Annotated in this window: 20 protein-coding genes, 1 tRNA gene and 2 other annotated features; of the genes, 6 read left to right on the forward strand and 15 right to left on the reverse strand. The window is 37.9% G+C overall.

What is annotated here, in order from left to right; translation table 11 throughout:
* Positions 1 to 2: 2 nt before the first annotated feature.
* From cydB to IGK27_RS08395, 6 genes are all read right to left on the reverse strand, one after another.
* Positions 3 to 1,016, reverse strand: coding sequence for a cytochrome d ubiquinol oxidase subunit II (cydB, locus tag IGK27_RS08370; RefSeq protein ID WP_010818428.1), 1,014 nt, complete (start codon positions 1,014 to 1,016; stop codon positions 3 to 5).
* A complete protein-coding gene (locus tag IGK27_RS08375; protein ID WP_010707351.1) occupies positions 1,013 to 2,431 on the reverse strand; it encodes a cytochrome ubiquinol oxidase subunit I in 1,419 nt (472 codons plus the stop codon). The genes cydB and IGK27_RS08375 overlap by 4 nt, the downstream gene beginning before the upstream one ends.
* 665 nt (positions 2,432 to 3,096) lie before the next feature.
* On the reverse strand, positions 3,097 to 3,960 hold the full coding sequence (locus IGK27_RS08380; RefSeq protein ID WP_033626660.1) for an AraC family transcriptional regulator: 864 nt from the start codon (positions 3,958 to 3,960) through the stop codon (positions 3,097 to 3,099).
* Positions 3,961 to 4,044: 84 nt separating this feature from the next.
* On the reverse strand, positions 4,045 to 6,126 hold the full coding sequence (locus tag IGK27_RS08385; RefSeq protein WP_033626659.1) for a DNA topoisomerase III: 2,082 nt from the start codon (positions 6,124 to 6,126) through the stop codon (positions 4,045 to 4,047).
* Positions 6,127 to 6,256: 130 nt separating this feature from the next.
* On the reverse strand, positions 6,257 to 6,622 hold the full coding sequence (locus tag IGK27_RS08390; protein WP_002356966.1) for a DUF1033 family protein: 366 nt from the start codon (positions 6,620 to 6,622) through the stop codon (positions 6,257 to 6,259).
* A 97-nt stretch (positions 6,623 to 6,719) separates the two neighbouring features.
* A complete protein-coding gene (locus IGK27_RS08395; protein WP_002356965.1) occupies positions 6,720 to 7,289 on the reverse strand; it encodes a TetR/AcrR family transcriptional regulator in 570 nt (189 codons plus the stop codon).
* A 132-nt stretch (positions 7,290 to 7,421) separates the two neighbouring features.
* Here IGK27_RS08395 and IGK27_RS08400 point away from each other — a divergent pair, with 132 nt between their 5' ends.
* Both IGK27_RS08400 and IGK27_RS08405 read left to right on the forward strand, forming a co-directional pair.
* Complete coding sequence (locus IGK27_RS08400) at positions 7,422 to 7,937, forward strand: YbhB/YbcL family Raf kinase inhibitor-like protein (RefSeq protein WP_002362073.1); 516 nt, start codon at positions 7,422 to 7,424, stop codon at positions 7,935 to 7,937.
* Positions 7,938 to 7,953: 16 nt separating this feature from the next.
* Entirely contained in the window at positions 7,954 to 9,192 is a 1,239-nt protein-coding gene (locus IGK27_RS08405) for a multidrug efflux MFS transporter (protein ID WP_002362074.1), read from the forward strand.
* A 179-nt stretch (positions 9,193 to 9,371) separates the two neighbouring features.
* Here the strand turns inward: IGK27_RS08405 and mnmA are convergent, their stop codons facing one another.
* The 4 genes from mnmA to IGK27_RS08425 all read right to left on the reverse strand — a co-directional run bounded on the left by mnmA (position 9,372) and on the right by IGK27_RS08425 (position 13,410).
* A complete protein-coding gene (mnmA, locus tag IGK27_RS08410) occupies positions 9,372 to 10,496 on the reverse strand; it encodes a tRNA 2-thiouridine(34) synthase MnmA (protein ID WP_002362075.1) in 1,125 nt (374 codons plus the stop codon).
* 225 nt (positions 10,497 to 10,721) lie between these two features.
* Positions 10,722 to 11,066: a DUF1831 domain-containing protein gene (locus IGK27_RS08415; RefSeq protein ID WP_002356959.1), complete on the reverse strand. Its 345-nt coding sequence runs from the start codon at positions 11,064 to 11,066 to the stop codon at positions 10,722 to 10,724.
* A gap of 67 nt (positions 11,067 to 11,133) precedes the next feature.
* Positions 11,134 to 12,279, reverse strand: a complete 1,146-nt coding sequence (locus tag IGK27_RS08420) for a cysteine desulfurase family protein (protein WP_033626658.1) — start codon at positions 12,277 to 12,279, stop codon at positions 11,134 to 11,136.
* A gap of 156 nt (positions 12,280 to 12,435) precedes the next feature.
* Positions 12,436 to 13,410: a ribose-phosphate diphosphokinase gene (locus IGK27_RS08425; protein ID WP_002356957.1), complete on the reverse strand. Its 975-nt coding sequence runs from the start codon at positions 13,408 to 13,410 to the stop codon at positions 12,436 to 12,438.
* Positions 13,411 to 13,622: 212 nt separating this feature from the next.
* Between IGK27_RS08425 and IGK27_RS08430 the strand changes: the two genes are divergently transcribed.
* From IGK27_RS08430 to IGK27_RS08440, 3 genes are read left to right on the forward strand one after another with little or no spacing between them, the layout of a single operon-like run.
* Positions 13,623 to 14,360, forward strand: a complete 738-nt coding sequence (locus tag IGK27_RS08430) for a metal ABC transporter ATP-binding protein (RefSeq protein WP_267589395.1) — start codon at positions 13,623 to 13,625, stop codon at positions 14,358 to 14,360.
* A complete protein-coding gene (locus IGK27_RS08435) occupies positions 14,357 to 15,226 on the forward strand; it encodes a metal ABC transporter permease (RefSeq protein WP_002369145.1) in 870 nt (289 codons plus the stop codon). Before IGK27_RS08430 ends, IGK27_RS08435 begins: the two co-directional genes overlap by 4 nt.
* Positions 15,213 to 16,139, forward strand: a complete 927-nt coding sequence (locus IGK27_RS08440) for a metal ABC transporter substrate-binding protein (protein ID WP_002356954.1) — start codon at positions 15,213 to 15,215, stop codon at positions 16,137 to 16,139. Before IGK27_RS08435 ends, IGK27_RS08440 begins: the two co-directional genes overlap by 14 nt.
* A 54-nt stretch (positions 16,140 to 16,193) precedes the next feature.
* Here IGK27_RS08440 and IGK27_RS08445 read toward each other — a convergent pair whose 3' ends face one another.
* The 5 genes from IGK27_RS08445 to IGK27_RS08465 form a co-directional block, all read right to left on the reverse strand.
* A complete protein-coding gene (locus tag IGK27_RS08445; RefSeq protein ID WP_002362078.1) occupies positions 16,194 to 17,732 on the reverse strand; it encodes an ABC-F family ATP-binding cassette domain-containing protein in 1,539 nt (512 codons plus the stop codon).
* Positions 17,733 to 18,101: 369 nt separating this feature from the next.
* On the reverse strand, positions 18,102 to 19,295 hold the full coding sequence (locus IGK27_RS08450) for an amidohydrolase (RefSeq protein ID WP_002356951.1): 1,194 nt from the start codon (positions 19,293 to 19,295) through the stop codon (positions 18,102 to 18,104).
* A gap of 14 nt (positions 19,296 to 19,309) precedes the next feature.
* The gene (locus tag IGK27_RS08455; RefSeq protein WP_002366917.1) at positions 19,310 to 20,143 is read right to left on the reverse strand and encodes a MetQ/NlpA family ABC transporter substrate-binding protein; all 834 of its coding nucleotides are present in this window, start codon (positions 20,141 to 20,143) and stop codon (positions 19,310 to 19,312) included.
* Positions 20,144 to 20,162: 19 nt separating this feature from the next.
* Positions 20,163 to 20,843, reverse strand: a complete 681-nt coding sequence (locus tag IGK27_RS08460) for a methionine ABC transporter permease (RefSeq protein WP_002366918.1) — start codon at positions 20,841 to 20,843, stop codon at positions 20,163 to 20,165.
* An 18-nt stretch (positions 20,844 to 20,861) separates the two neighbouring features.
* Positions 20,862 to 21,932: a methionine ABC transporter ATP-binding protein gene (locus IGK27_RS08465; RefSeq protein ID WP_002356948.1), complete on the reverse strand. Its 1,071-nt coding sequence runs from the start codon at positions 21,930 to 21,932 to the stop codon at positions 20,862 to 20,864.
* 85 nt (positions 21,933 to 22,017) lie between these two features.
* Positions 22,018 to 22,268 (reverse strand) — a binding site (T-box leader).
* 338 nt (positions 22,269 to 22,606) lie between these two features.
* Positions 22,607 to 22,852: a binding site (T-box leader), on the reverse strand.
* 263 nt (positions 22,853 to 23,115) lie between these two features.
* On the opposite strand from IGK27_RS08465, the gene IGK27_RS08470 reads away from it, so the two are divergent.
* Positions 23,116 to 23,188, forward strand: a tRNA-Thr gene (locus IGK27_RS08470).
* Positions 23,189 to 23,335 lie beyond the last annotated feature (147 nt).

Raw genomic sequence — 23,335 nt, forward strand, 5'->3', positions numbered from 1 at the left:
ATTTAATACCCCTCTGGTACGGCTGTCTGTGAAATACGTTTTCTGAAAATATAATAGGACCAAGCAGTATAAGCTAACACGAATGGTAAAATGCTTAAAGAAATCCACGTCATAATTTTTAGTGTATATGGTGTGCTTGTTGCATCTTTAATCAACAAATCAAAACCTTCACTACCAATCATAACACGTGGGAACAAGCCACTGAACAAGAGAGCAACTAGTACAACTAATGTTAAACCACTCGCTAGAAAAGCTAACATCTCTTTGCGTTTAAACACCCCAACATTGGCAATGACCGTTAAGACCACAATTGCTAACGTTAAAATTAAAGTGACCGCAAAGTTCTTTTCATAAAAGTCCGTTTTGAAGTACATCAACACTGCAAAAACAACTAAACCGACATATAAAACGCCGTATAAGATTTCTGCATAATTTTGAGCACGTTCGCGAATGGGGCCTTCTGTTTTTAAAGCAATATAGTTCATACCGTGTAAGTAGCAAAGTAATGTTAAGGCTACTCCACCAACAATTGAAAACAGATTAAAATAATCCGTAAATTGCGCATGCATATTGCCGTTTGCATCTAAAGGCATCCCTTGGACTAAGCTGATAAACAAAATACCAAAGAAGAACGGTACAAGGAAACTACCAATTGATAGTGTCCAGTTCCACATCCGACGACGTTTACCTTCCGGCATGTTATGGCGGAATTCAAAGGAAACTCCGCGAATAATTAAGCCAAATAAAATCGTAAATAGAATTAAATAGTAGCCACTAAATAATGAAGCATACCAATATGGGAAAGAGGCAAACATTGCGCCGCCCGCTGTTAATAGCCAAACTTCGTTTCCGTCCCAAACAGGTCCAATTGTTGCAACGACTTGATCTTTTTCGTCGTCATTGTGTGCCAACGTTTGAACGGCCATTCCAACACCAAAGTCAAATCCTTCTAAGAAGAAGAAACCTGAGAACAAGACGCCGATAAGGACAAACCATAATAATTGTAGTGTACTCATTCGCCAAATACCCCCTTATCAAATGGATCCAACGCTGGTTCATTTTCTTTCGCTAATTTTTTCGCTTCATAGTCTGGTCCTTTACGTAATTCTAAAATGACCAAGTAAACCATGACACTACCTAAACCAGCAAATAATAAGAAATAAATGACATTTGACGTAATTAATGAAGCAACCGATACATTTGGTGAAACACTTTGTTCAATCGTAAATAGTCCATAGACAGTCCACGGATAACGACCTAATTCAGTGACTAACCAACCTGTTGTATTGGCAAGGAATGGTGCGAATGTACATAAAGCAACAACCCACAGCATCCATTTCTTCTCGTACAGAGATGGTTTTTTCTTCCTTGTAAAGAATAGTCCTAAGGCAGCAACCAATAACATTAAGGCACCAAAACCAGCCATGATACGGAAGCTCCAGAATAAAGTGTTAACTGGTGGATAATAATTTTTATCATCCCCATATTTTTCTACCAAGCGCTTGTTGACTGTATCCATCCCATCAACCGAACCTGATAATTTATTATACGATAAAATACTTAGCATATACGGAATATCGATACCAAAAACTTGTTTATGTTCCCGTTCATCTGCCCAAGCAATCAATGTCCAAGCAGCAGGATCATCAGAGTCTTCATAGGCCCCTTCCATCGCCGCAAATTTCATTGGTTGTCCTTCAATTAGAGCTTTCATTTGCAAGTCGCCAGCTAATAAAACGCCGATTGAACCGAACAAAGTAACCCATAAGCCAATGCGCATAGATGCTTTGTGGAATGAAATATCCCGTTTTTTCAACAATTGGAAAGCAGCCATACCAGCTACTGCCATGCCGCCCAATGTAAAGGCGCCCATGATAACGTGTGAAAATTCATACCAAACTTTTGGATTGCTGATGACAGCTACAAAGTCCACCATTTCAGCACGGCCATTATTGATGACATAACCTACTGGATGTTGCATAAAACTATTGGCAACTAAAATCCAGAAAGCAGACATCATTGAACCGAATACGACTAACCAGATAAAGGTTACGTGAACTTTTGGATTCATTTTATCCCAAGTAAAGATCCACAAACCTAAGAATGTTGACTCTAAGAAGAAAGCTAAGAGCGCTTCTACCGCCAACGGTGCCCCAAAAATATCTCCGACGAATCGAGAATAATCAGACCAGTTCATCCCAAACTGAAATTCTTGAATAATCCCGGTTACAACCCCAACAGCGAAGCTTAATAGGAATATATTTCCCCAAAACTTGGCCATTTTACGATAACGTTCCTCTTTTTTCACAACGTACATTGTTTCCATAATTGCTACAACAAGTGCTAATCCTATTGAAAACGGTACGAAGAAAAAGTGGAAAACTGTTGTCATCGCAAATTGGATTCTCGCCAATGTTACAATATCAAACATATTATTTCCTCCCTGATTTGCCTCCACACAAAGAAACAAGCTTACCTGAATTGTTCATTTCCATTAGCGATGACTCCTTTTATCTACGAAACTAAAAGAAAATTCAAGTGAACTTTTCCAAAAAGTGTGAAAATGCATGTAATATAGAATAATTCCAATCTAAGTATACAACTTTCTGAGGCAGAAACCAAACAATACAGAAGCATTTCTCACAATTTTTTTAGGTGCTACCAAGATTTCTTCCCTTTCTTCTATCAATAAAAAAAGCCCTTCCTAAAAAAAGGAAGAACTAATCTCAATCTATCAACATTTTGACTTATCACTTGATTAGTTTTCGAAAATTGAAGCAGCTCGTCTTTGATGATAAAAATTCTAATCTTGTGATGAAAATTACGGATTGCTTGAGGTGATAGTTTGTTTTTTAACAACATGACTCTAAAACAGGCAGCTCATCCGCTCTGAAATCTGGCAGGTTTTGGTACCATTCTAAACAACATGACTCTAAAACCTCGGAGAATTATTTTTTCTCCATGATTCCGTAGTCGCATCACTTATCCATAGCTAGATTTCAGTTTAGAAGGTCTGATTTTTTTCTTCACGTTTATTATACCAAACTTTCTCCTTCTTGGCGGAAAAACCCACCATTTTTCAATGGTGGGTTTTCTTTATTTAGTAGCTGTAACAGCGAGCCAGATTTCACTATACTTAGCTTCTGCTGGTCCTTGATATTGCGTAAACGAAATTTCTGGTGCTGCAACGACTTGGTAACCAGATGAAGGCAACCATTCAGAGAATATCCTTGCCCAGGTTTCTTGTAAAGTTTGTGGGAAAGGACCTTCATTTGGAAAAACCGCCCATGTATGAGCAGGTACGCTTAGTTGCTCCAAATCTTCATAGATATTTTCTTGCAAAGTGGCAAAGCCAATCATGTGTGTCATTTCTCCACCTTCTGTTGTTCGTCCCTCTTGAAAGTCAAAAGAAGCATTTACTACTTGATGAGGATATACATCATCAAATGTATGCATTTCCGCTCGTTGTTGTGGTGTAATGCGCTGTGCTAATTCCATGATTGCTTGATTTTCCCCTTGATACTGCAAGGGAACCTTCTGACTAACTCCGACTATTTGAAACGCTGGTTTTTCAATCAATTTAACATCCATTGATTGTCCTCCTTTAATATCAATATAGAAAGAGAATTTAGGGAACGTTTTTTGGATTTGTGTTTTCATTACTTCAGAAGGGGCTTGTCCTGTCCAATCGCGAAAAGCTCTTGAGAATCCTTCAATACTTTGATAACCATATTTAAAAGCTACATCTGTCACTTTTTCACCAGCAAGTAATGCTAAATTTGCTTCCGCCAAACGTCTCTTTTTAATATACTCAGCCAGACTCATCCCCGCAATAAACGAAAAAGTTCGTTTAAAATGGTAAACAGAAATCCCTGTCTTTTTCGCCAATTCATCGAAGGATACTTCTTCCGTTAAATGTTCTTCAATATAATCCATTGCTTGATTCAAATTTGCGAGCATCCGTGTCCCTCTCTTTCTATTTGAAAGTTTACTAAAGACCAACAAGGATGACTTGATTATTTAGAGCCAACATTCGTCAAGTCGCTACTCTTGATTCATAGCGGCTTTTAAGGCCTGTGCTAAAGCACTTTCTTCTGGTTCGTCTGGTTGTGAATATTTTTTCATCAAACGACGTTCTTCATGTTTAGTCATTTTTTGTTTTCGTTCTTTTTTATCGGGAATTTTTTCAGTAATCGAACAGAATTTACATTTGAAAGAACGACCATTTTTTCCTTCTATGATGACCATTTTTTTATGGCATTGTGGGCAACGGTGATTGGATACTTTAGGATCTTTTCGCCGACGATAAGAACATTCTTGGTTTGTACAAACGTAAATCTTCCCATCTTTCGTATTTTTTTCCCGTAAGTTTGAGCCACAATCTGGACATTTTTTTTGCGTAATGGAAAAATCTTGATATTTTTTCTCACTTTGTTTAATTTCACGGACTAATTTTTTCGTATCCTCTTCAATATCCTTTAAGAAAAGTTGACTCTTTTGTTGACCCGAAGCGATTGCTTCGAGCGATTTTTCCCATTTTTCCGTTAGTTCAGGTGTCACAAGTGATGGATTCACCAAGTCTAATAGTTGCTTTCCTTTGGCAGAGACACTTAAACCGCTATTGGTTCGTTCCATCAATTCTGATTTAATCAGTTTTTCAATGATTTCAGCTCGCGTTGCCGGTGTGCCTAAACTGTGTTTCTCCATTTTTCCTAACAACGTTCCTTCGGTTAATGGTTTTGGCGGCGACGTTAATTCTTTGTTAATGGTAAAGTTTGGCGCAACGGTCATGCCTTTTTGCCATTGGACAATGGACAGCGGCTGTTCGGCTGTTGTTTTCCAGCCAGCAACAACTACTTTATTTTGATGAAAGACAAATGTTTCTTTTCCAAAAGCGACTGTAACTTTTGTTTGTTTTGTTTGGTTTGGCTCAGCAAACAAACCTAAGAATCGTTGAACAATCATTTGATAGATTTTTTGTTCATCATTACTTAGTTTTTCATAACGAGGACGTTGTTCAGTTGGAATCAACCCATGGTGATCCGTGACTTTTGCATTTTGGAAAACTTTTTGTTGTTTAACAACGGCCCCATTTTTAAGGTAGCCTTTCACTTCTGGTGAAAAATCAGCAATGGCTTGAAGTCGTTCTTTCATCGTTCCTTTCATATCCGTCGTTAGATATTTGCTGTCAGTTCGAGGATAGGAAACAATTTTATGGGTTTCGTATAAACTTTGCACAAGAGACAACGTTTTCTTTGCAGAAAATTGGAATCGCTGATTGGCTTCACGCTGGATTTCGGTTAAATCATATGGTAACGGCGCATTTTCTGTTTTAACTTTTTCTTGGATATCGGTAACTAAGCCCTTTTGTTTTGAGAGTTCTTTGACTAATTGTTCTGCTTCCTGCCGTTCTTTTAAAGCGTATGGATTTTTTTGGGTCATCTTTGCTTTTTCTGATTCAACAGATAACGAGATAGTAAAATAAGTTTGAGGCTTAAATTGTTCAATCGTTTTTTCTTGTTGGCGTACCATTGCTAAAGTTGGTGTTTGAACACGACCTGCGGATAAGTTATCTTGATATTTCGCTGTCAACGCCCGTGTGACGTTTAGCCCAACTAACCAGTCAGCTTTTGCGCGCGCCAAGGCAGAGTAATACAAATTATCGTAGTCTTTCGCTGGGCGAATTTTCTTAAACCCGTCTTTAATGGCTTTGTCTGTTTGAGATGAAATCCATAAGCGTTTGACTGGTTTGTTAAAACGGACATATTCTAAAATCCAGCGGGCCACTAATTCACCTTCACGACCAGCATCGGTGGCAATCACGGCTTCAGAAACATCTTTACGATTGGCTAATTGTTTAATCGCTTTTAATTGATGTCCCGTTTTCGGTAACGGTTTAATCCCTAAATTCTTAGGAATCATCGGTAAAGTTTCCATTTGCCACGTTTGCCATTCTTTGTTTAAATCTTCTGGCATTTTTAGTCCTAAGAGATGGCCTAAAGCCCAGGTGACAATCACGTTGGGTCCTTCATAATAATTCTTATTTTTTTGATTTGCTCCTAAAACGCGGCTTAAATCTTTTGCTACGCTAGGTTTTTCGGCAATAATTAATTGTTTTGCAACCACTAGTTTCGCTCCTTTTTGAGTGCTATCTTTTCGTATTATACCAAATATTAGCTCGATTTTCTCTAAATTCCGAGAATAGAAAAAGAGTTTAAAGAAAATTCCCTGAGGTTTTTCTTTAAACTCATGCGTTTCAAATAACTTTCCGTTTGCAGAATTTTGTTTTGCCAAAATGATTGGATATTGTGGTAAACTCAGCTTTATTTTCAAAAGTAACCGCATGATGATTTTCTAGTAATGCTAAACCGAAGTATTGTTGTAAATCTTCATCGCATTCTTCACACCAGCGTTCTTCCCCATCATTCCAGAAAGCCGTTAAATAGTTAGGCTTTGTGTTGACGTATGTATAATTCTGAGAAAGTTTTTGCCAAACTTCCACATAATATGTCTCTGCATCGGTCAAGTTATCGAAGGTTTTTTCTTGAACAATGTCCTCTTGCCAATCATCAAAAAACCACCAAGGTTCATTGTCGCCATACATTGTAATTACTTGATACATTGAACCGCTCCTTTTTTTGCTACTGTAGGTATCATAGTCACTTTCTGAAAAAGTTGCAAGGATTTGGTTTCGGACTGAGAAATTTTTGAAATTTATTTTATCCTGCTACTTCTAAAGAAGCAATAAAATCTTCAATCATGCGACGATAACTTTCTTCCGGCGTGGCTTCTTCGCGTTGAAAATAACCTAAAAAACGTAAGGTAATATAACCATGGATTAAGCTACGTAATTCTCGACTTTTATGCAGTCGTTCTTCATTATTAAATGGATAAAAAGCTAAAAGTTGTAAGATAATTTGATTGGTTTCATGGATGCCTTCAATTAATTGTTGGTTTTGCGTTTTCGGCACACTGATAAGTAATTCATAGACTGCAGAATTTTCAAAAGCAAATTGTTGGTACGTTTCAGCATATATCCGAATTGCTTCTGCGCCACTCTTACCCACTAAGGCTCTTCGCAATGCATCATTTAATTCTTGAATTAACAAGTCCACTAGAGCATTTTTTACTTCAGCAATATTTTTAAAGTGATTATAGAGTGAAGGATACTTGATGCCTAAATCAACGGCTAAATTTTGAAAGGTTAATTGTTGAACGCCCAATTCTTCCGCTAGATTGCGGGCACTTTCAAGGATTTTGGCTTTCGTTAAATTCCGTTTTTTTGCCATCTTTCTGACGCCTCCAATTCTTAAATTTTGGACAAGTATTAGTTTATCATATCTATTGACTCTTTTTAAACTATAAATTATAGTTTATAATAATAATTTGTAAACATTATTTTTGAAAGAAGGCTGTTTGGCATGCATATTACCAACCGTTCTCATTTGGCCGATCGTTATGGCAAACGAACCAGTGCAGAATTTTTATTACACGAACGTCCTATTTTATCTTTTCCTATTTCTTTAGCGGCCATTCCTAAAGAAGCCCGTTATTTATCCTGGGAATTAATTGATTATGACACGATTCCTCTAATTGGTTTCCCTTTTATTCATTGGTTAGCTGCCAATGTTCCTGTAACCAATGAGATTCCTGAAGACTTTAGTCGAACAGCACTCAAGCCAACCATTCAAGGAAAAAATAGTCTTGCTTCTCCTTTGGGGAAACAGATGATTCCTGCGCTTGCCACTGAAACGTTACCTGAGTTAACCGAACGTTATCTGGGGTTAAGCCCTCGCTCTGGTGTGCACACCTATACGTTATATGTGTACGCTACAAAAAATCCACTAAATTTAAAAGAAGGCTTTTTTGCGAATGAATTGCATCAAGCATTGAATGATCAACGACTCGCCAAAGCCAAATTTGAATTTCTTTACTAGAAAGTGAGGAAATAGAATGTATGAATTAATTAAAAGTAAAATTTTCCGTCCAAGACAACCTTGGGAAAAAAATCTGCTCGTTTTATGGTTTGGCACATTTATGGCTGGTATTGGCTTTAGCTTAGTGATGCCATTTATGCCTCTTTATATCAACACATTAGGTACTTTTACCCACCAACAATTGAATTTTTGGAGCGGAATCACGTTCTCTTCCACTTTTTTAGTCACAACCATTGTTTCACCTTGGTGGGGCCGTTTAGCCGACCGAAAAGGACGCAAGTTAATGTTATTACGCGCTTCATTAGGGATGGCTATCGTCATTAGTTTAATGGGCGCAGTCACAAGTGTTTATCAATTGATTGGCTTACGCTTATTACAAGGTGTTTTTTCTGGTTATATCAGTAATGCGACTGCGTTAGTTGCTACAGGCACACCTAAGGAAAAAAGCGGTCAAGTGCTTGGTACTTTAGCCACTGGTTCTGTTACCGGCACGTTGCTTGGTCCTCTTTTGGGCGGTGTCACTGCGTCTATTTTCGGTTATCGGCCAACCTTTTTCATTACTGGTACGATTTTATTACTCGTTTTTGTTTTGAGTCTCGTCTTTGTCCATGAAGAGTTTGTGCCAATTGAAAAAAATCAAGCCGCATCTGGGAAACAAATTTTAAAAAAACTAGAACATCCCCACGTGATTCTTGGAATGTTTATTACGACATTAATCATTCAAGCTTCCAATAATTCAATTAGTCCCATCATCAGTTTATATATTCAACAATTGTTGGGTGGTCACGGAAATGTCACCTTAATTAGCGGAGTCATTGCTTCTATTCCAGGGATTGCAACGTTAATAGCCGCCCCTCGTTTCGGCCGGTTAGGCGATCGTATTGGCAGTGAACGCATCTTGACAATTGGCTTAATTTTAGCCATTTTCGTTTATCTACCAATGGCCTTTGTTCAAAATGTCTGGCAGCTTGCTATGCTTCGTTTCTTAGTTGGGATTTCCGATGCCTGTTTACTACCAGCTGTTCAAACGTTGATCACTCGTTATTCCCCAAGTGACGCTGCAGGTCGCATTTTTAGTTACAATCAATCTTTCCAAGCGACAGGAAATGTGATTGGTCCTATGATTGGTTCAAGCGTATCTGCCGCTTTCGGTTATCGTGGGGTCTTTATTTCCACTTCTTGTCTGGTTCTCCTTAACCTTCTATGGGTTCGTCGAAGCACCGCCGAATTAAAAAAAGAGAAAAATGATGACTAAGTTATACACAGAAAAGTTATCCACAATTTGAATTTTTAATTTTTCTCTTTTTCTTATTTTAAAAAAAATAGGCATATAAAACAAAAAAGAAAAGCGGATATTTACTGGTTTTACGACCAGCATATCCGCTTTTCATTTGGTTAACTATACGCTTTTTGTTTCACAACTCGTGAAACTTTTTAGACGTATTGTAGTTCTTTTTCATCTTGGTAGGCGCGATCAATTAAGCCGCCCCCTAAGCATTCCATCCCATCATAAAAAACAACAGCTTGACCTGGAGTGACTGCACGCGCTGGTTCCTTAAACGTAACGGTTGCTTTTGTGCCATCTTCAGATAAGGAAACATGCACTGGAATATCTGCTTGACGATAACGGAATTTAGCCGTACAGTCAAACTCTTTTGGCATTGGCGTATCAACAGTAAAATGAACCTCACTAGCTTCTAAATGTGTTGCATATAGTTTTTCATGGTGAAATCCTTGTCCCACATATAATGTATTGGTAGTTAAATCTTTCCCAATCACAAACCATGGTTCTTGTGTTTTACCGCCGCCACCAATTCCTAAGCCTTGGCGTTGACCGATAGTATAATACATCAGACCATCATGTTGTCCTTTGATTTCGCCATCTTCTGTCACCATGTTGCCTTTTTTAGCTGGTAAATAATTACTCAAAAATTCTTTGAAATTCTTTTCACCAATAAAACAAACGCCCGTTGAGTCTTTTTTCTTGGCTGTGGCTAATCCAGCACGTTCAGCAATTGCACGAACTTCTGACTTTTCCATGCCACCCAACGGAAACATTGTTTTTGCCAATTGGGCTTGTGATAATTGGCTTAAAAAATAGGTTTGGTCTTTATTATTGTCAATTCCACGTAACATATGCACTACGCCATTTTCATCCGTTTCTACTTGTGCATAATGGCCAGTTGCAACATAGTCAGCGCCTAGTTGCATAGCATAATCTAGGAATGCTTTAAATTTAATTTCTTTATTACACATGACATCTGGATTTGGTGTCCGTCCTAACCGATATTCTGCTAAAAAATATTCAAACACACGGTCCCAATATTCTTTTTCAAAATTGACCGAATAATACGGAATCCCAATTTGATCCGCTACTTTTGCGACATCTTTATAGTCCTCAGTTGCGGTACAGACACCATTTTCGTCTGTATCGTCCCAATTTTTCATAAAGATCCCAATTACATCATAGCCTTGCTCTTTTAAAAGCAACGCTGTGACAGATGAATCGACACCGCCACTCATGCCTACCACGACACGCGTTTTGCTGTTATCTGCCATTTTATCACCATCATTTCAATTAGATTCTGAAATCATCCACGATTTGAAGGTCGTAACTTTTCAGTGCTTTTCATTATACTATTTTTTTGAAATAAGTAAAGCAAGCCGGGCGTATAATGAGAAAATACTTGGAACAAAGACACAGCCAACAAGCTGTTGCTTTCAAATAAACAGAAAACCTGAAGGAACAAGCTACTTTCACTTGTTTCTTCAGGTTTCTCTAAATTATTCTACTTTCTCTAATACACCACGGCTAATTAAGCCATCCATTAAGAAAAAGTATTTTTCTTTACTCATTTCATGTTGTTCATTCTTGAAAATATTCATTGGTTTTAAACCATTTGCCGTTGTAATGGACATTTTCAACTCTTTTAGATCAGCAGTGATCGTAATTTTCAATTTGAAGCCTTCATTTCTCTGAGGCGTTGGATCTAAGGAACGAATCAATTGAAAGTTCCCTGATTTTGTTTCAGTAAAGCCGTTATCTTTTAATGTATAGCGTTTTGCACTAGGATGTACTTTGTAAAAAACTGTTGAGCCTTCAACAGCAGCCGTTGTTGTAAATGCCATGGGTTCCACCTCATTATTTTCATTGTTATCTTCATTATAGCGAAAACCCGTAGCTGCCGCAATCAGATTATTTTTTCAATTGTTGAATCACTGCAACTAGTACTTCAGAAAAAGTCGCAATTTCTTCTGGTGTGTTCCCGTAGCCAAAACTAATCCGGATTGATTCTTTAATAGCTGAGGAATTTTCTCCATACATCGCTGTCAACACGTGCGAAGGATCCACAGTTCCCGCTGTACAAGCCGAGCCTGTTGAAATCGCAATACCTCTTAAGTCCAAATGCATTAAGAGCAAATCACTGGGAATTCCTTTTAAATGAAGATTTAAGACATGCGCTAAACGATTGGTTGGTTCACCATTAATTGAAAAATCAATATTGGCTTCTTCTAACGCTTTTAAAATAATCATTTGAAAACTTTGATAGGCTGTTTTTCTTGCTTGCTTTTCTGCAGAAGTTAGTAATGAAACGGCAGTACCCATGCCAATAATTCCAGCTAAGTTTTCCGTGCCCGCACGTCGTTTTTCTTCTTGTTCCCCACCATGTAAAAGAGGTGGTAATTGGATTGCATCGCTTTTAAATAAAAAACCTACGCCTTTTGGACCATTGATTTTATGAGCGGAAATACTTAATAAGTCGATCCCTAATTCATGAGGTAAAATGACTTCACTTCCATAAGCTTGGACGGCATCTGTATGAAAAATCGCCGAATGATTTTTAAGAATTGCACCAACTTCAGCAATTGGTAATCGATTTCCAATTTCATTATTGCCATACATCATTGAAACCAAGATCGTTTCTTCGCGTAAAGACTTTTTGAATTGATCCATTGAAATCTGACCATTTTCATTCACAGGTAAGTAAGTCACTTCAAAGCCTAACGTTTCTAAGTATTCCATCGTTCGTAACACAGCGGGATGTTCAATTGCCGTAGTAATAATATGTTTTCCTTCCTTTTGACGAGAAAAAGCAACTGCCAAGATGGCTGTGTTATCCCCTTCTGTGCCACCACTATTAAAAATAATTTCGTGGGGTTTGGCTTGTAAGCTCTCGGCAATCGTTTGACGCACTTCTTCCAGAAGACCGTGTGCCTTTCGTCCAAACTGATGAATACTTGATGGATTGCCAAAAGTCGTTTGCATATTTTCAGTCATCGCTTGAATGACCGTTGGATGAAGCGGTGTTGTTGCCGCATGATCTAAATAAATGGGTTCCAAATGACTCGTCCCTTTCCTTATGTTCTGGCGTTATTCTAGCATAAAAAGCTTAAAACACAAAATCAGAATACTTTCTCTTCTATTTATAAAAGAGATAAGAAAAATAGGCCCAACACTATTAAAGTTGTTAGACCTATTTCTAGTTTAAGGAATCACTTATTCTCCTTTTGGTTCTAAACGGAATAATGGACTCATTGGTTTATTTTCATGAATACGAAGTAACGCTTCCCCCATTAACTCAGCGCAAGAAATAATATTCAAGGTTGCTGGTTGGCGGTCTGTTGTCGTATAAACAGAGTCAGTAATACTAATTTCCTTAATTGGCGCATTTTCTAAGGTTGCTTTTGCGCCTTCTGATAACAAACCATGCGAGGCGCAAGCATACACTTCTTGCGCACCATTTTTCATTAAAACTTCCGCCGCTGTGGCTAACGTTTGACCAGTATTCAAAATGTCATCAACAAGAATACATTTTTTCCCAGCGACATTCCCAATAACGTAACCTTCTTGGCGCACCCCATCAATCTCTTCATGGTCGACAATTGCTAAGGTCGCATCTAAGTACTCCGATAAACTACGTGCGCGTTGAACGCCACTGTTTTTAGGCGAAACAATCACAATTTCTTCCCCTACTAATGCTTGTTGACGATAATAATGAGCGAACAAAGGCATTGTAAATAAATTATCTACTGGGATATCAAAAAATCCTTGGACTTGAACAGTATGCAAGTCTAATGTCAACAAACGTGTTGCGCCTGCCTCTACCAACATATTAGCAACTAATTTCGCAGTAATGGGCTCTCTTGGTTTCGCTGTGCGGTCTTGGCGAGCATAACCATAGTAAGGCAAAATAACATTAATTGTTTTTGCGCTAGCACGTTTTAATGCATCAATTAAAATAAGCAATTCCATCAAATGATCATTTACAGGAGCATTCGTTGCTTGGATGATGTAGACATGATCGCCACGAATACTTTCTTCAATATTAATTTGAATTTCGCCATCACTAAATTGGCGCACGGTGCTTTTTCCTAATTCTGTTCCTACTGATGCTGCGATTTTTTCAGCAAGTGGTCGATTTGCATTTAAACTGAAGATGCGTAAGGTGTCATCTTGATAGTTTTCGGTCATGATATCCTCCGTCAATATAAAATAATAGTCGTTTTCATTCATATTCTACCATTTTTTGTCATAAAAATCATGGGATCCTCCTTAATTTATTGAAAGAAACGGTTTTCTTTGTGAAAAAAGCGCTTGTATTTAGGCGTGCCTAAAAATTATTTGCATTTTCTTAAACTATCCCTTATACTGATTTTAAGGCAAACCTAAAAAGGAGGAATTTCATGAGAAAAAGCTTTAACTTAGCTGTTCAAGCGTTAACCGTTCAATATCAAGGACGGACCGCTTTAAATAATATCCACGTTACTATTCCCTCCGGTAAAATTACTGGAATTATCGGACCAAATGGTGCTGGAAAGTCAACATTTATTAAAGGGTTATTAGGCTTGATTAAAACAAAGGAACGTAATGTTTTGTTAAATAATCAAGCGATTGACCAACAAAAAACAACCATTGCCTATGTAGAACAACGTAGCGCCTTGGATCTTAGTTTCCCAATTAGCGTTTTTGAAACGGTCTTGCTAGGAACCTATCCAAACTTGGGACTATTAAAACGCCCAGGAAAGAAAGAAAAGCAAGCAGCCATGGCTGCATTAAAAATGGTGCAATTAGAAGACTATGCGCAACGCCAGATTGGTGAACTTTCTGGTGGCCAATTACAACGTGTATTTATCGCCCGTGTTTTGGCCCAAGGTGCTGAGGTGATTTTTTTAGATGAACCTTTCGTCGGCATTGATATGTCTAGTGAAAAAGTGATTATGGATATTCTTAAATCATTAAAAAATCAAGGTAAAATGATTATCATTGTTCACCATGATTTGCACAAAGTGTCCCACTATTTTGATGAATTAATCGTTTTGAAAAACCGGCTAATTGCTGCGGGTCCTGTTGAACAAACGTTTACTGCAGAAACGCTCCAAGAAGCATACGGTGATTTATTAATACAGGGGGTTGCAAAATGATTGCTGCATTTATTGATGGTTTATTCCGTTATCAATTTTTACAAAATGCCCTTTTGACGTCTGTAATTGTCGGACTCATTTCAGGGGTAATTGGTTCATTCATTATTTTACGTGGGATGTCTTTGATGGGTGATGCGATTTCACATGCTGTTTTACCAGGGGTCGCTGTTTCTTATATGTTTGGTTTCAATTATATTTTTGGCGCTTCTATTTTTGGCTTATTAGCTGCATTATCGATCGGCTTTATTACCCAAAAAAGTCCACTAAAAAATGATACTGCCATTGGTGTTGTCTTTAGTTCTTTTTTTGCTTTAGGGATTATTTTTATCTCTTTTGCAAAAAGTTCCACCGATTTATATCATATTCTGTTTGGAAATGTATTAGCGGTCGCAGATACCGATATTTTAATTACTTGTGTCGTCGGTGTGATTGTTTTGATTTTTGTGGCATTGTTTTATAAAGAGTTGCAACTCACTTCTTTTGATCCCACAATGGCTCAGGCTTATGGTTTAAATATTCAATTTTTCCACTATGCATTGATGTTTTTACTAACATTAGTCGCTGTTTCTTCTTTGCAAACCGTCGGAACTATTTTAGTCATTGCCATGCTGATTACACCAGCGGCAACAGCTTATCTATTAACAAATCACTTACCGACAATGATTGGCTTAGCCTCTACTTTTGGGATTTTAAGTTCAGTGATTGGCCTATTCTTCAGTTATTCTTATAACTTAGCTTCTGGTGCGACGATTGTTTTAACCGCCGCCTTATTCTTTTTATTGGCTTTCTTTTTCTCACCAAAGAAAGGCCTAGTATTTGTAAACCGTGAGAAAGAAATGGAGGAATCAACGAATGAAAAAATTTAGTTTATTTTTTTTAACACTTTTAGCAGGGTTAACGTTAGCTGCTTGCGGGAATCAAGCCGCTGAAAAGAAAGAAAAATTAGCAATTGTGACAACGAACTCGATCCTATCTGATTTAGTGAAAAATGTTGGGCAAGACAAAATTGAGCTGCATAGTATTGTGCCAATTGGGACAGACCCTCACGAATATGAACCGTTACCAGAAGACATTGCGAAAGCTTCTGAAGCGGACATTTTATTCTTTAACGGCTTGAACTTAGAAACAGGCGGAAATGGCTGGTTTAACAAATTAATGAAAACGGCCAAAAAAGTTGAGAATAAAGATTACTTTTCTACAAGCAAAAATGTTACGCCACAATATTTAACAAGTGCCGGTCAAGAACAAACAGAAGATCCGCATGCTTGGTTAGACATTGAAAATGGCATTAAATATGTAGAAAACATTCGTGACGTGTTAGTAGAAAAAGATCCAAAAAATAAAGATTTCTATACAGAAAACGCGAAAAATTATACCGAAAAACTTAGCAAACTACATGAGGAAGCCAAAGCTAAATTTGCTGATATTCCTGATGATAAAAAATTATTAGTTACAAGTGAAGGTGCCTTTAAATATTTCTCCAAAGCTTATGATTTAAATGCCGCTTATATTTGGGAAATTAACACAGAAAGCCAAGGAACACCTGAACAAATGACCACGATTATTGATACTATTAAGAAATCAAAAGCACCTGTGTTATTTGTTGAAACCAGTGTCGATAAACGTAGTATGGAACGGGTCTCAAAAGAAGTGAAACGACCAATTTACGATACACTTTTCACAGACTCCCTTGCCAAAGAAGGAACAGAAGGCGATACGTACTACAGCATGATGAACTGGAATTTAACAAAAATCCATGATGGCTTAATGAGTAAATAAATAATAAAGAAGAAAGAACCAAGTTGACTCCCCCTCAACTTGGTTCTTTCTTCTTTATTTAACTAATTCCTCAATATCAATTACTCGATCCACAATTTCCTCATAAAAATCTGCTTCATGGGAAACCAGAAAAACCGTTCCTGGGTAAACGTGAATTGCTTCTTGTAAACTTTTTTTGGCCGCTTCATCAATATGATTGGTTGGCTCATCTAAAAATAACAAATTACTAGTTTGCATCATTAGTTCCGCTAGTTTTACTTTTGTTTGCTCACCACCACTTAACAGGGCTAGCGACTGCATTGCTAACTTATCTGGTAAACCTGCCCTAGCCAAATGACTTCTTCGCTCTTTAATCGTTGTATCTGGAAAACGATCTGATAAATAGTCTAGCGGCGTTAACTGCTCATTAGGCCACGCCAAGTCTTGGGTAAAATAAGCAATTTTTGTATTCAGCGGATAATGAAATTCTCCATCTAATGAAGGAATCACTTTCGTCAACGTTTTAATTAATGTTGATTTGCCAATCCCATTAAAGCCTTTCAATGCGACTTTTTCACCGACATGAACCATTAAATCTAACGGTTCTAACAAAGGTTCCCGATAGCCGACAACTAACTTCTGGGTCGTTAGTGCTTGCGTTGCAACTAACCCTTGGTAAGGAAATTCAATCGCTGGCTTAGTCAAGGAACCTGGCGGAGTCAATCGTTCCAACCGGTCCAATTGTTTTTGTCGACTTTTAGCCATCGTTGCTCGATTTCCAGCTTTGTATTTACGAATATAGGCTTCCATTTTTTCAATTTTTTCTTGTTGGGCCTGATACTGTTTCAAATAGGTTTGTTTATTCTGCTCTTTTTGTGCAAAAGATTTTTCTACATTTCCAGTATATTTGGTTAACTTGCCAAACTCAATGTCTGCGATGCAATTCGTCACTTCATTTAAAAATTGATAATCATGGGAGACTAATAGAAAGCTTCCTTCAAAATTATTCAGATAGCGAACAAGCCATTGAATATGTGTATCATCTAAATAGTTGGTGGGTTCATCTAAAAGTAACACATCAGGGGCCTCTAACAATAATTTTGCTAAAATCACTTTTGAACGTTGACCACCGCTTAGCTCCCCTAACTTTTTATCCAAACCAATTGCTTGTAGTCCTAACCCATTGGCTAAATCCTGAATAATCGTGTCGATTTGGTAAAAATTACTTTCATCTAAATCTGTTTGTAACTTGCCTGCTTGTTCTAAAAGTTTTTCCGAAGCCGTTTGACTGTATTCTTCATAAAGTTTTGTCAGTTTCGCTTCTTTATCAAAAAGTTCTTGAAAGGCTTGTTTCAAAAAATCAACCATCGTTAGTGATTGTTCTACAGAAACATGCTGATCCAAGTACCCAATCTTGCAATTTTTTTGCCACTGAATCGTTCCTTCGTCTGGCAATACTTCCCCCGTTAAAATTTTAATTAAGGTGGATTTGCCGACACCATTTTGGCCAGTTAAGCCTAAATGATCCCCTTTATTCACTTGCAATGAGGCCTCTTCATACAAGACCTTTTCGCCAAATCGATGCGTTAAATGTTCAATAGTTAAAATACTCATTTTCGTCACTTCTTTCTTGTTAACTGATTATTTTGGGACAACAAAAAAAGAACCACGTCTGCACGTCGTCCATCCTGACAGAAATCCCGACAACCGCTTGTACGTACACTCAAATAAGACTAGCTTTTCTAGTCAAAAAATGTCCTATCAAGCGATGAAGAAATTAATTGCTCGGCTCCACAACAGTGCTTCATCTGTTCTTAAACTATCGGGAGCTACTTTTCTTGTTAATTTATCAGTTAAAACAAAAAACATGTGAATCACCTTTCTTATGCTTGTATTCTACCATAGAATGACAAGAAAGCAAGCCACGTTGGTTTATAACGAAAGGAGCCCACAAACAATCATTTTGTCGGCTCCCTATCCCTATTATTCTGACAAATAGTTTAATGCATAGCGTACGTGGTACTCTGCTGCTAAAAGTAAGGCACGTTCATCAATATCAAATTGTTCATGATGGTGTCCAAAATGAGTAGCAGGATTTTCAGGGTTTCGTGAACCGACCCGTCCATAGATACCAGGAATTACCGCTAAGTAATCAGCAAAATCATCCGCCCCTAAACTTTTAGGATGATCGGTCACAACATTTTCAAAACCAACAATTTCACTGGCTACCTGCTGTGCACGGTTGGTTGCTTGTTCTTCATTAATTAATGGATTCGCTGCCGCATAAACAGAAAAATCAGCAATTTCTGTGCGATGAGACTGGGCAATTTCATGGGCAATTTCTTCGACTCGTTGTAAAACAAATTGGCGCGTTTCCTGACTAAATGTTCGAACAGTACCTTCAATGGTTGCCTGGTTTGCTACAATATTATAGCGTGTTCCTGCTTGTAAAACGCCAATTCCTACTACGACAGAATCTAAAGGATCAATCTCGCGAGCTACAATTTTTTGTAATTCCACAACGATACTGGCCGCTGCTAAAACAGCATCCCGGCCATTCTGTGGTTGGGCGACGTGACTACTTTGACCACTGACTTCAATTTTAAAAATATCACAAGAGGCGTTGGTGGCGCCTTTGGTAGCGACTAATTTTCCGACCGGCACACTGGAATCTAAATGAATCCCAAACACTTGGTCGATTGCTTCTAAATAATTTCCTTCCACAAATTGTCGAGCGCCTGCACCAATTTCTTCAGCTGGCTGGAAGGCCAGTTTAATCGTTCCTGAAAAGGTATCCTGATGTTTTTTGAGCACTTTAGCTGCACCTAGCAATGCTGCCGCATGACCATCGTGTCCACAAGCATGATTGAGTCCTGGATTTTTAGAAGCATAGGCAGCACCTGTTGCATCTGGCAATTCCAACGCATCAATATCTGCACGTAACAAAATCGTTTTGCCAGCGCCAAGACTTCCTTCAATGGTTGCTAAAACACCCGTTTCCCCTACTTCTACAAAAGGAATAGCTAAGGCTAGTAGTTCTTCTTTAATTCGCTTAATCGTTTCATATTCTTTTAAACTTGCTTCAGGGTATTGATGAAAATGACGTCTTAAATGGATTATCCATTCCTTTTCTGTAGCAATAGCTTCTTGGATTGTTTGAATCGTTGTTGTACTCATTATAAATGCCTCCTTTATTTTTTACCAAATGTTTCCCAGGCCGGAACATTGGCGCCTTTTGATGTTTCCGCAATGACCTTTTTCGTTTCTTCTTGTTGATATTCTTCTACAACTTTTTGATAAAGTTTATTCTCTTGATCTTCTTCTCGAGCCACGACAATGTTCACATAAGGTTTCGCTTTTTCGTTTACAGGTTCTAAGAAAATAGCATCTTTATCTGGTGTATACCCAGCATCGACAGCCATGCCGCTATTAATCACTGAAGCATCGACATCTTGTAAAGCGCGCGCTGTTTGCGTAGCATCTAATTCAGTTATTTTCAATTGGCGTTTATTTTCAGTAATATCACTGACAGTCGGTAGTTGCTGTTTCGCAGGATCTACTTTTATCAGTCCTGCAGTTTGTAATAAAATTAACGCCCGCCCGCCATTCGTTGGGTCATTAGGAATAGCAATTTCTCCGCCGTCTTTAATTTTCGTGATATCTTTCAATTTATTAGCGTAAATTCCCAATGGTGCATTGACTGTATTGCCAATTGATACTAATTTCGTCCCATGTTCTTTATTGTAATTGTCTAAAAAGATTTGATGCTGAAAGGCATTTAAATCAATTTCTTTTTCTGCTAATGCTGCATTTGGTTGCGTATAGTCTGTAAATTCTACCAATTGTAAATCAATATTTTTCTTTTTCAAACGGTCTTTGACCGATTCCCATTCATCATTTTTTGTTCCTACAACCCCTAGTTTAACGGTTTCTGTCTTAGTATCCTTCGCAGACCCCGATGCACAACCTGCAATCGTAAAAGCTAATACCCCAATAAGTCCAATTAATTTACTAAATTTTTTCATTTGTCATTTCTCCTTTTTTCTAATGTGATGTTTTTTTGATTAATTGATTACTAATGGCTTGACTGATAAATACCATAATTAAAATAATTAACGTGGCCATAAATGTCACATCGGTTTGAAACCGATTGTATCCTCGAGTAATCGCTAAGTTGCCCAGACCACCGGCTCCAATCGCTCCTGCCATGGCTGTTAATCCAATCAAATTAATAATTGTCACCGCTGAAACACGAATAATACTTGGTAACCCTTCAATTAGATAAACCCGAAAAATAATCCCTAAGGGACTCGTCCCCATGGCTTCTGCCGCTTCAATAACGCCAGGATCCACTTCTAATAACGCATTTTCAATTTGGCGCGCGAAGAACGGGATTACGCCAATAACTAATGGGACTAACGCTGCGGTTGTACCAATTGTCGTTCCTGCCAAAATTCGTGTTAATGGTTGAATCAGTGCGAGCATAATAATGAAAGGAATAGAGCGGCAAACATTAATAATTTTTTCTAAGACACTATACAGGGGTGGATTTTTCAAAACACCACTGGGGCCAGTACTGACAAGCACGACACCCAACAAGACTCCTAACACACCAGCAATCAATGCTGTCCAAAAAACCATGTATACTGTTTCCCATGTACTTTGAAGAAACTCTTGTTTTAATTGGACAACATTCGGAAAATATTTCTCAAATAATTGATACATTCTCAGTTCACTCCTTTTTTAAATCACCTGTAAATTCTGCTTTTGCTTCGTTTGCTGATAGGTTTTCAAAACATTGGTTCGCACGCCTTGTTTCGCTAAATAAGTAAGGGCTTGTTGACGCTGGGCCTCATCACCAGAAAGCACCACAATTAAATGGCCAATAGGAACGTTTTGAACAATTTCGACATTGCCATAAAGGATATTTGTATATACCTGATATTGGCTATACAATTGTGCAATTAATGGCTCATTCGTTTGATCTCCCACATAAGAAAATTCAATTAATTCTTGATTTTTATCTAAATCAGCTAATTTAGGATGTTCAAGAATCGTGGTTAATGCTTGGTCAATATGAGTTGCTGTCCGAATAAAATCTTTGGTTAAAGGTTGTTGGGGTTGACTAAAAATCGAAACAATATCGTTTGATTCGACAACGCAGCCATTTTCCATCACCGCGACTTTATTACAAATTTCTTTAACCACTTGCATTTCATGGGTGATTAAGACAATCGTCAAGTTCAGTTCTTGATTTAACTTTTTTAACAAGGCTAAAATCTGTCCCGTTGTTTTTGGATCTAACGCACTCGTCGCTTCATCACAAAGTAAAATTTCAGGATCATTTGCTAAAGCGCGGGCAATCGCAACCCGCTGTTTTTGCCCTCCTGATAGTTGACTGGGGTAAGCGTCCCGTTTTTCACTTAGTCCAACTAGCTCTAATAAATGGCTGATTTTTTGACGCCGTTCACTTTTACTTAGCCCGGAATATTTTAATGAAAAATCGATATTACTAAATATGGTCCGCTCTTTCATCAAATTAAAATGTTGAAAAATCATTCCAATCTTTTTTCGTTGTTGTCGTAATTCCTTTTTAGAAAAAGTTAAAATATTTTCTTTGTTAATAATAACGGTGCCCGCTGTTGGTCGTTGCAATAAATTAATTACCCGTACTAGCGTACTTTTTCCAGCACCGGAATAACCAACAATTCCGTAGATATCCCCTTTATCAATTGTCAAAGAAACATCTTGGACAGCCTGAATTTCTTGTTTTTTTTGTTGAAATGTCACACTGATATTTTTTAGTTCAATCATTCTTTATCCCCCTTCATTCTTACCAACCTGCATTTTTTCATAAAAAAGAAAAAAGCATCCTCAACGACACAACTCAAGTTGTATCGTTGAGGACGCTTTTTTGCGTGTTACCACCTCATGTTCAGAATTTGCTCACACAAATTCCCTTTTCAAGTACGGAACAACATGTTCGATACCCTAGCTCGATAACGGGAGCCCCCGTCGCCGCCTTGTGTTTAACACTCGGAGCGCTTGCTCAATAGCCATTTTCCAAAACGTCTTTGTCACCTATTCTCAGCTACCTAGGCTCTCTGTTAGACAAATCAAGTCTTGTACTTACTATATCACTGCTTTTTTATTTCTATTCATTTTAAACTGATTTTCGTTTATTTTCAAAATCAAACAGACTAGAGTTAATGTTCTCTTCGAACAGCTTGTACTGTTCATCACTTACAAAGGCCATCCTGCGTCGAGTAACCGCAGACAGCATCTACTCTGTCGCTTCGCGCCAGTCGTAGTGCTCAACAGGATTTAATTGTGACGAGAATCACAGCCTTGGCGAGAATCGTAGGAACACTTTCGTGCAAATGATACAACCTGCCCTTCGGTCATCTTGTACTGTTCATCATCTACTCTGTCGCTTCGCGCCAGTCGTAGTGATTCACAGCAAAAAGCCCTTCACTAGCGTTTTGCTAGTAAAGGGCGAATGATTCGCGGTACCACCTTTTTTCGAAATATAACTGATTCTTTATATCTCATCTCTTATCCAAGTCTTTATTAACTTGGTGCACATGGTAACGGGTGCTTATCCGAAATTGCTTACTTATCAGCAATTTATTCTCAGAGGCCATCTTCAACTTTTCTGAACCTTGTCCCTTTTCACCAATCAGGACTCTCTTTTGAAGGTCATCAAAATTTACTCTTCTCTTCAACGAATGAATAGTTATCTGTGATGTTGATTTACACTTTACTAGAGAAAAAGGAGATTGTCAACAGTTTTTCTTAGAAAAAAATCATTTTTCTTTTTTTACGAAAGAGCAATTGACAAACTTTCGTCTATACGTTATTCTATTTCTTGTGCACGAGATTTGTACGATTTTTCAAAAGAAACTTTGACGATTACTCGTCGCAGTGTAGCCTTTGAAAGTGAACTCTATGGGTTTCACTTCGTTGCAATCCTCGAGTTAGTTTAGCCTTTGAAAGTGCCGCCTTAGCTCAGTTGGTAGAGCACCACCATGGTAAGGTGGGGGTCGCCGGTTCAAGCCCGGCAGGTGGCTTTTTGGTAAAATCCCAACTCTTTAATAAAGAGTTGGGATTTTTTTGTTTTGCCTACCCTTAGTGTTCTGTCAAGATGAGAAAATAACAAAAGCAATTTCTTCATTCCACTCGTTATGGTATATTTTAATTGTTAAATAATTATTGGA

Origin of the sequence: Enterococcus sp. DIV0236 (assembly GCF_050558525.1) — a bacterium.
GTDB lineage: Bacteria > Bacillota > Bacilli > Lactobacillales > Enterococcaceae > Enterococcus > Enterococcus faecalis.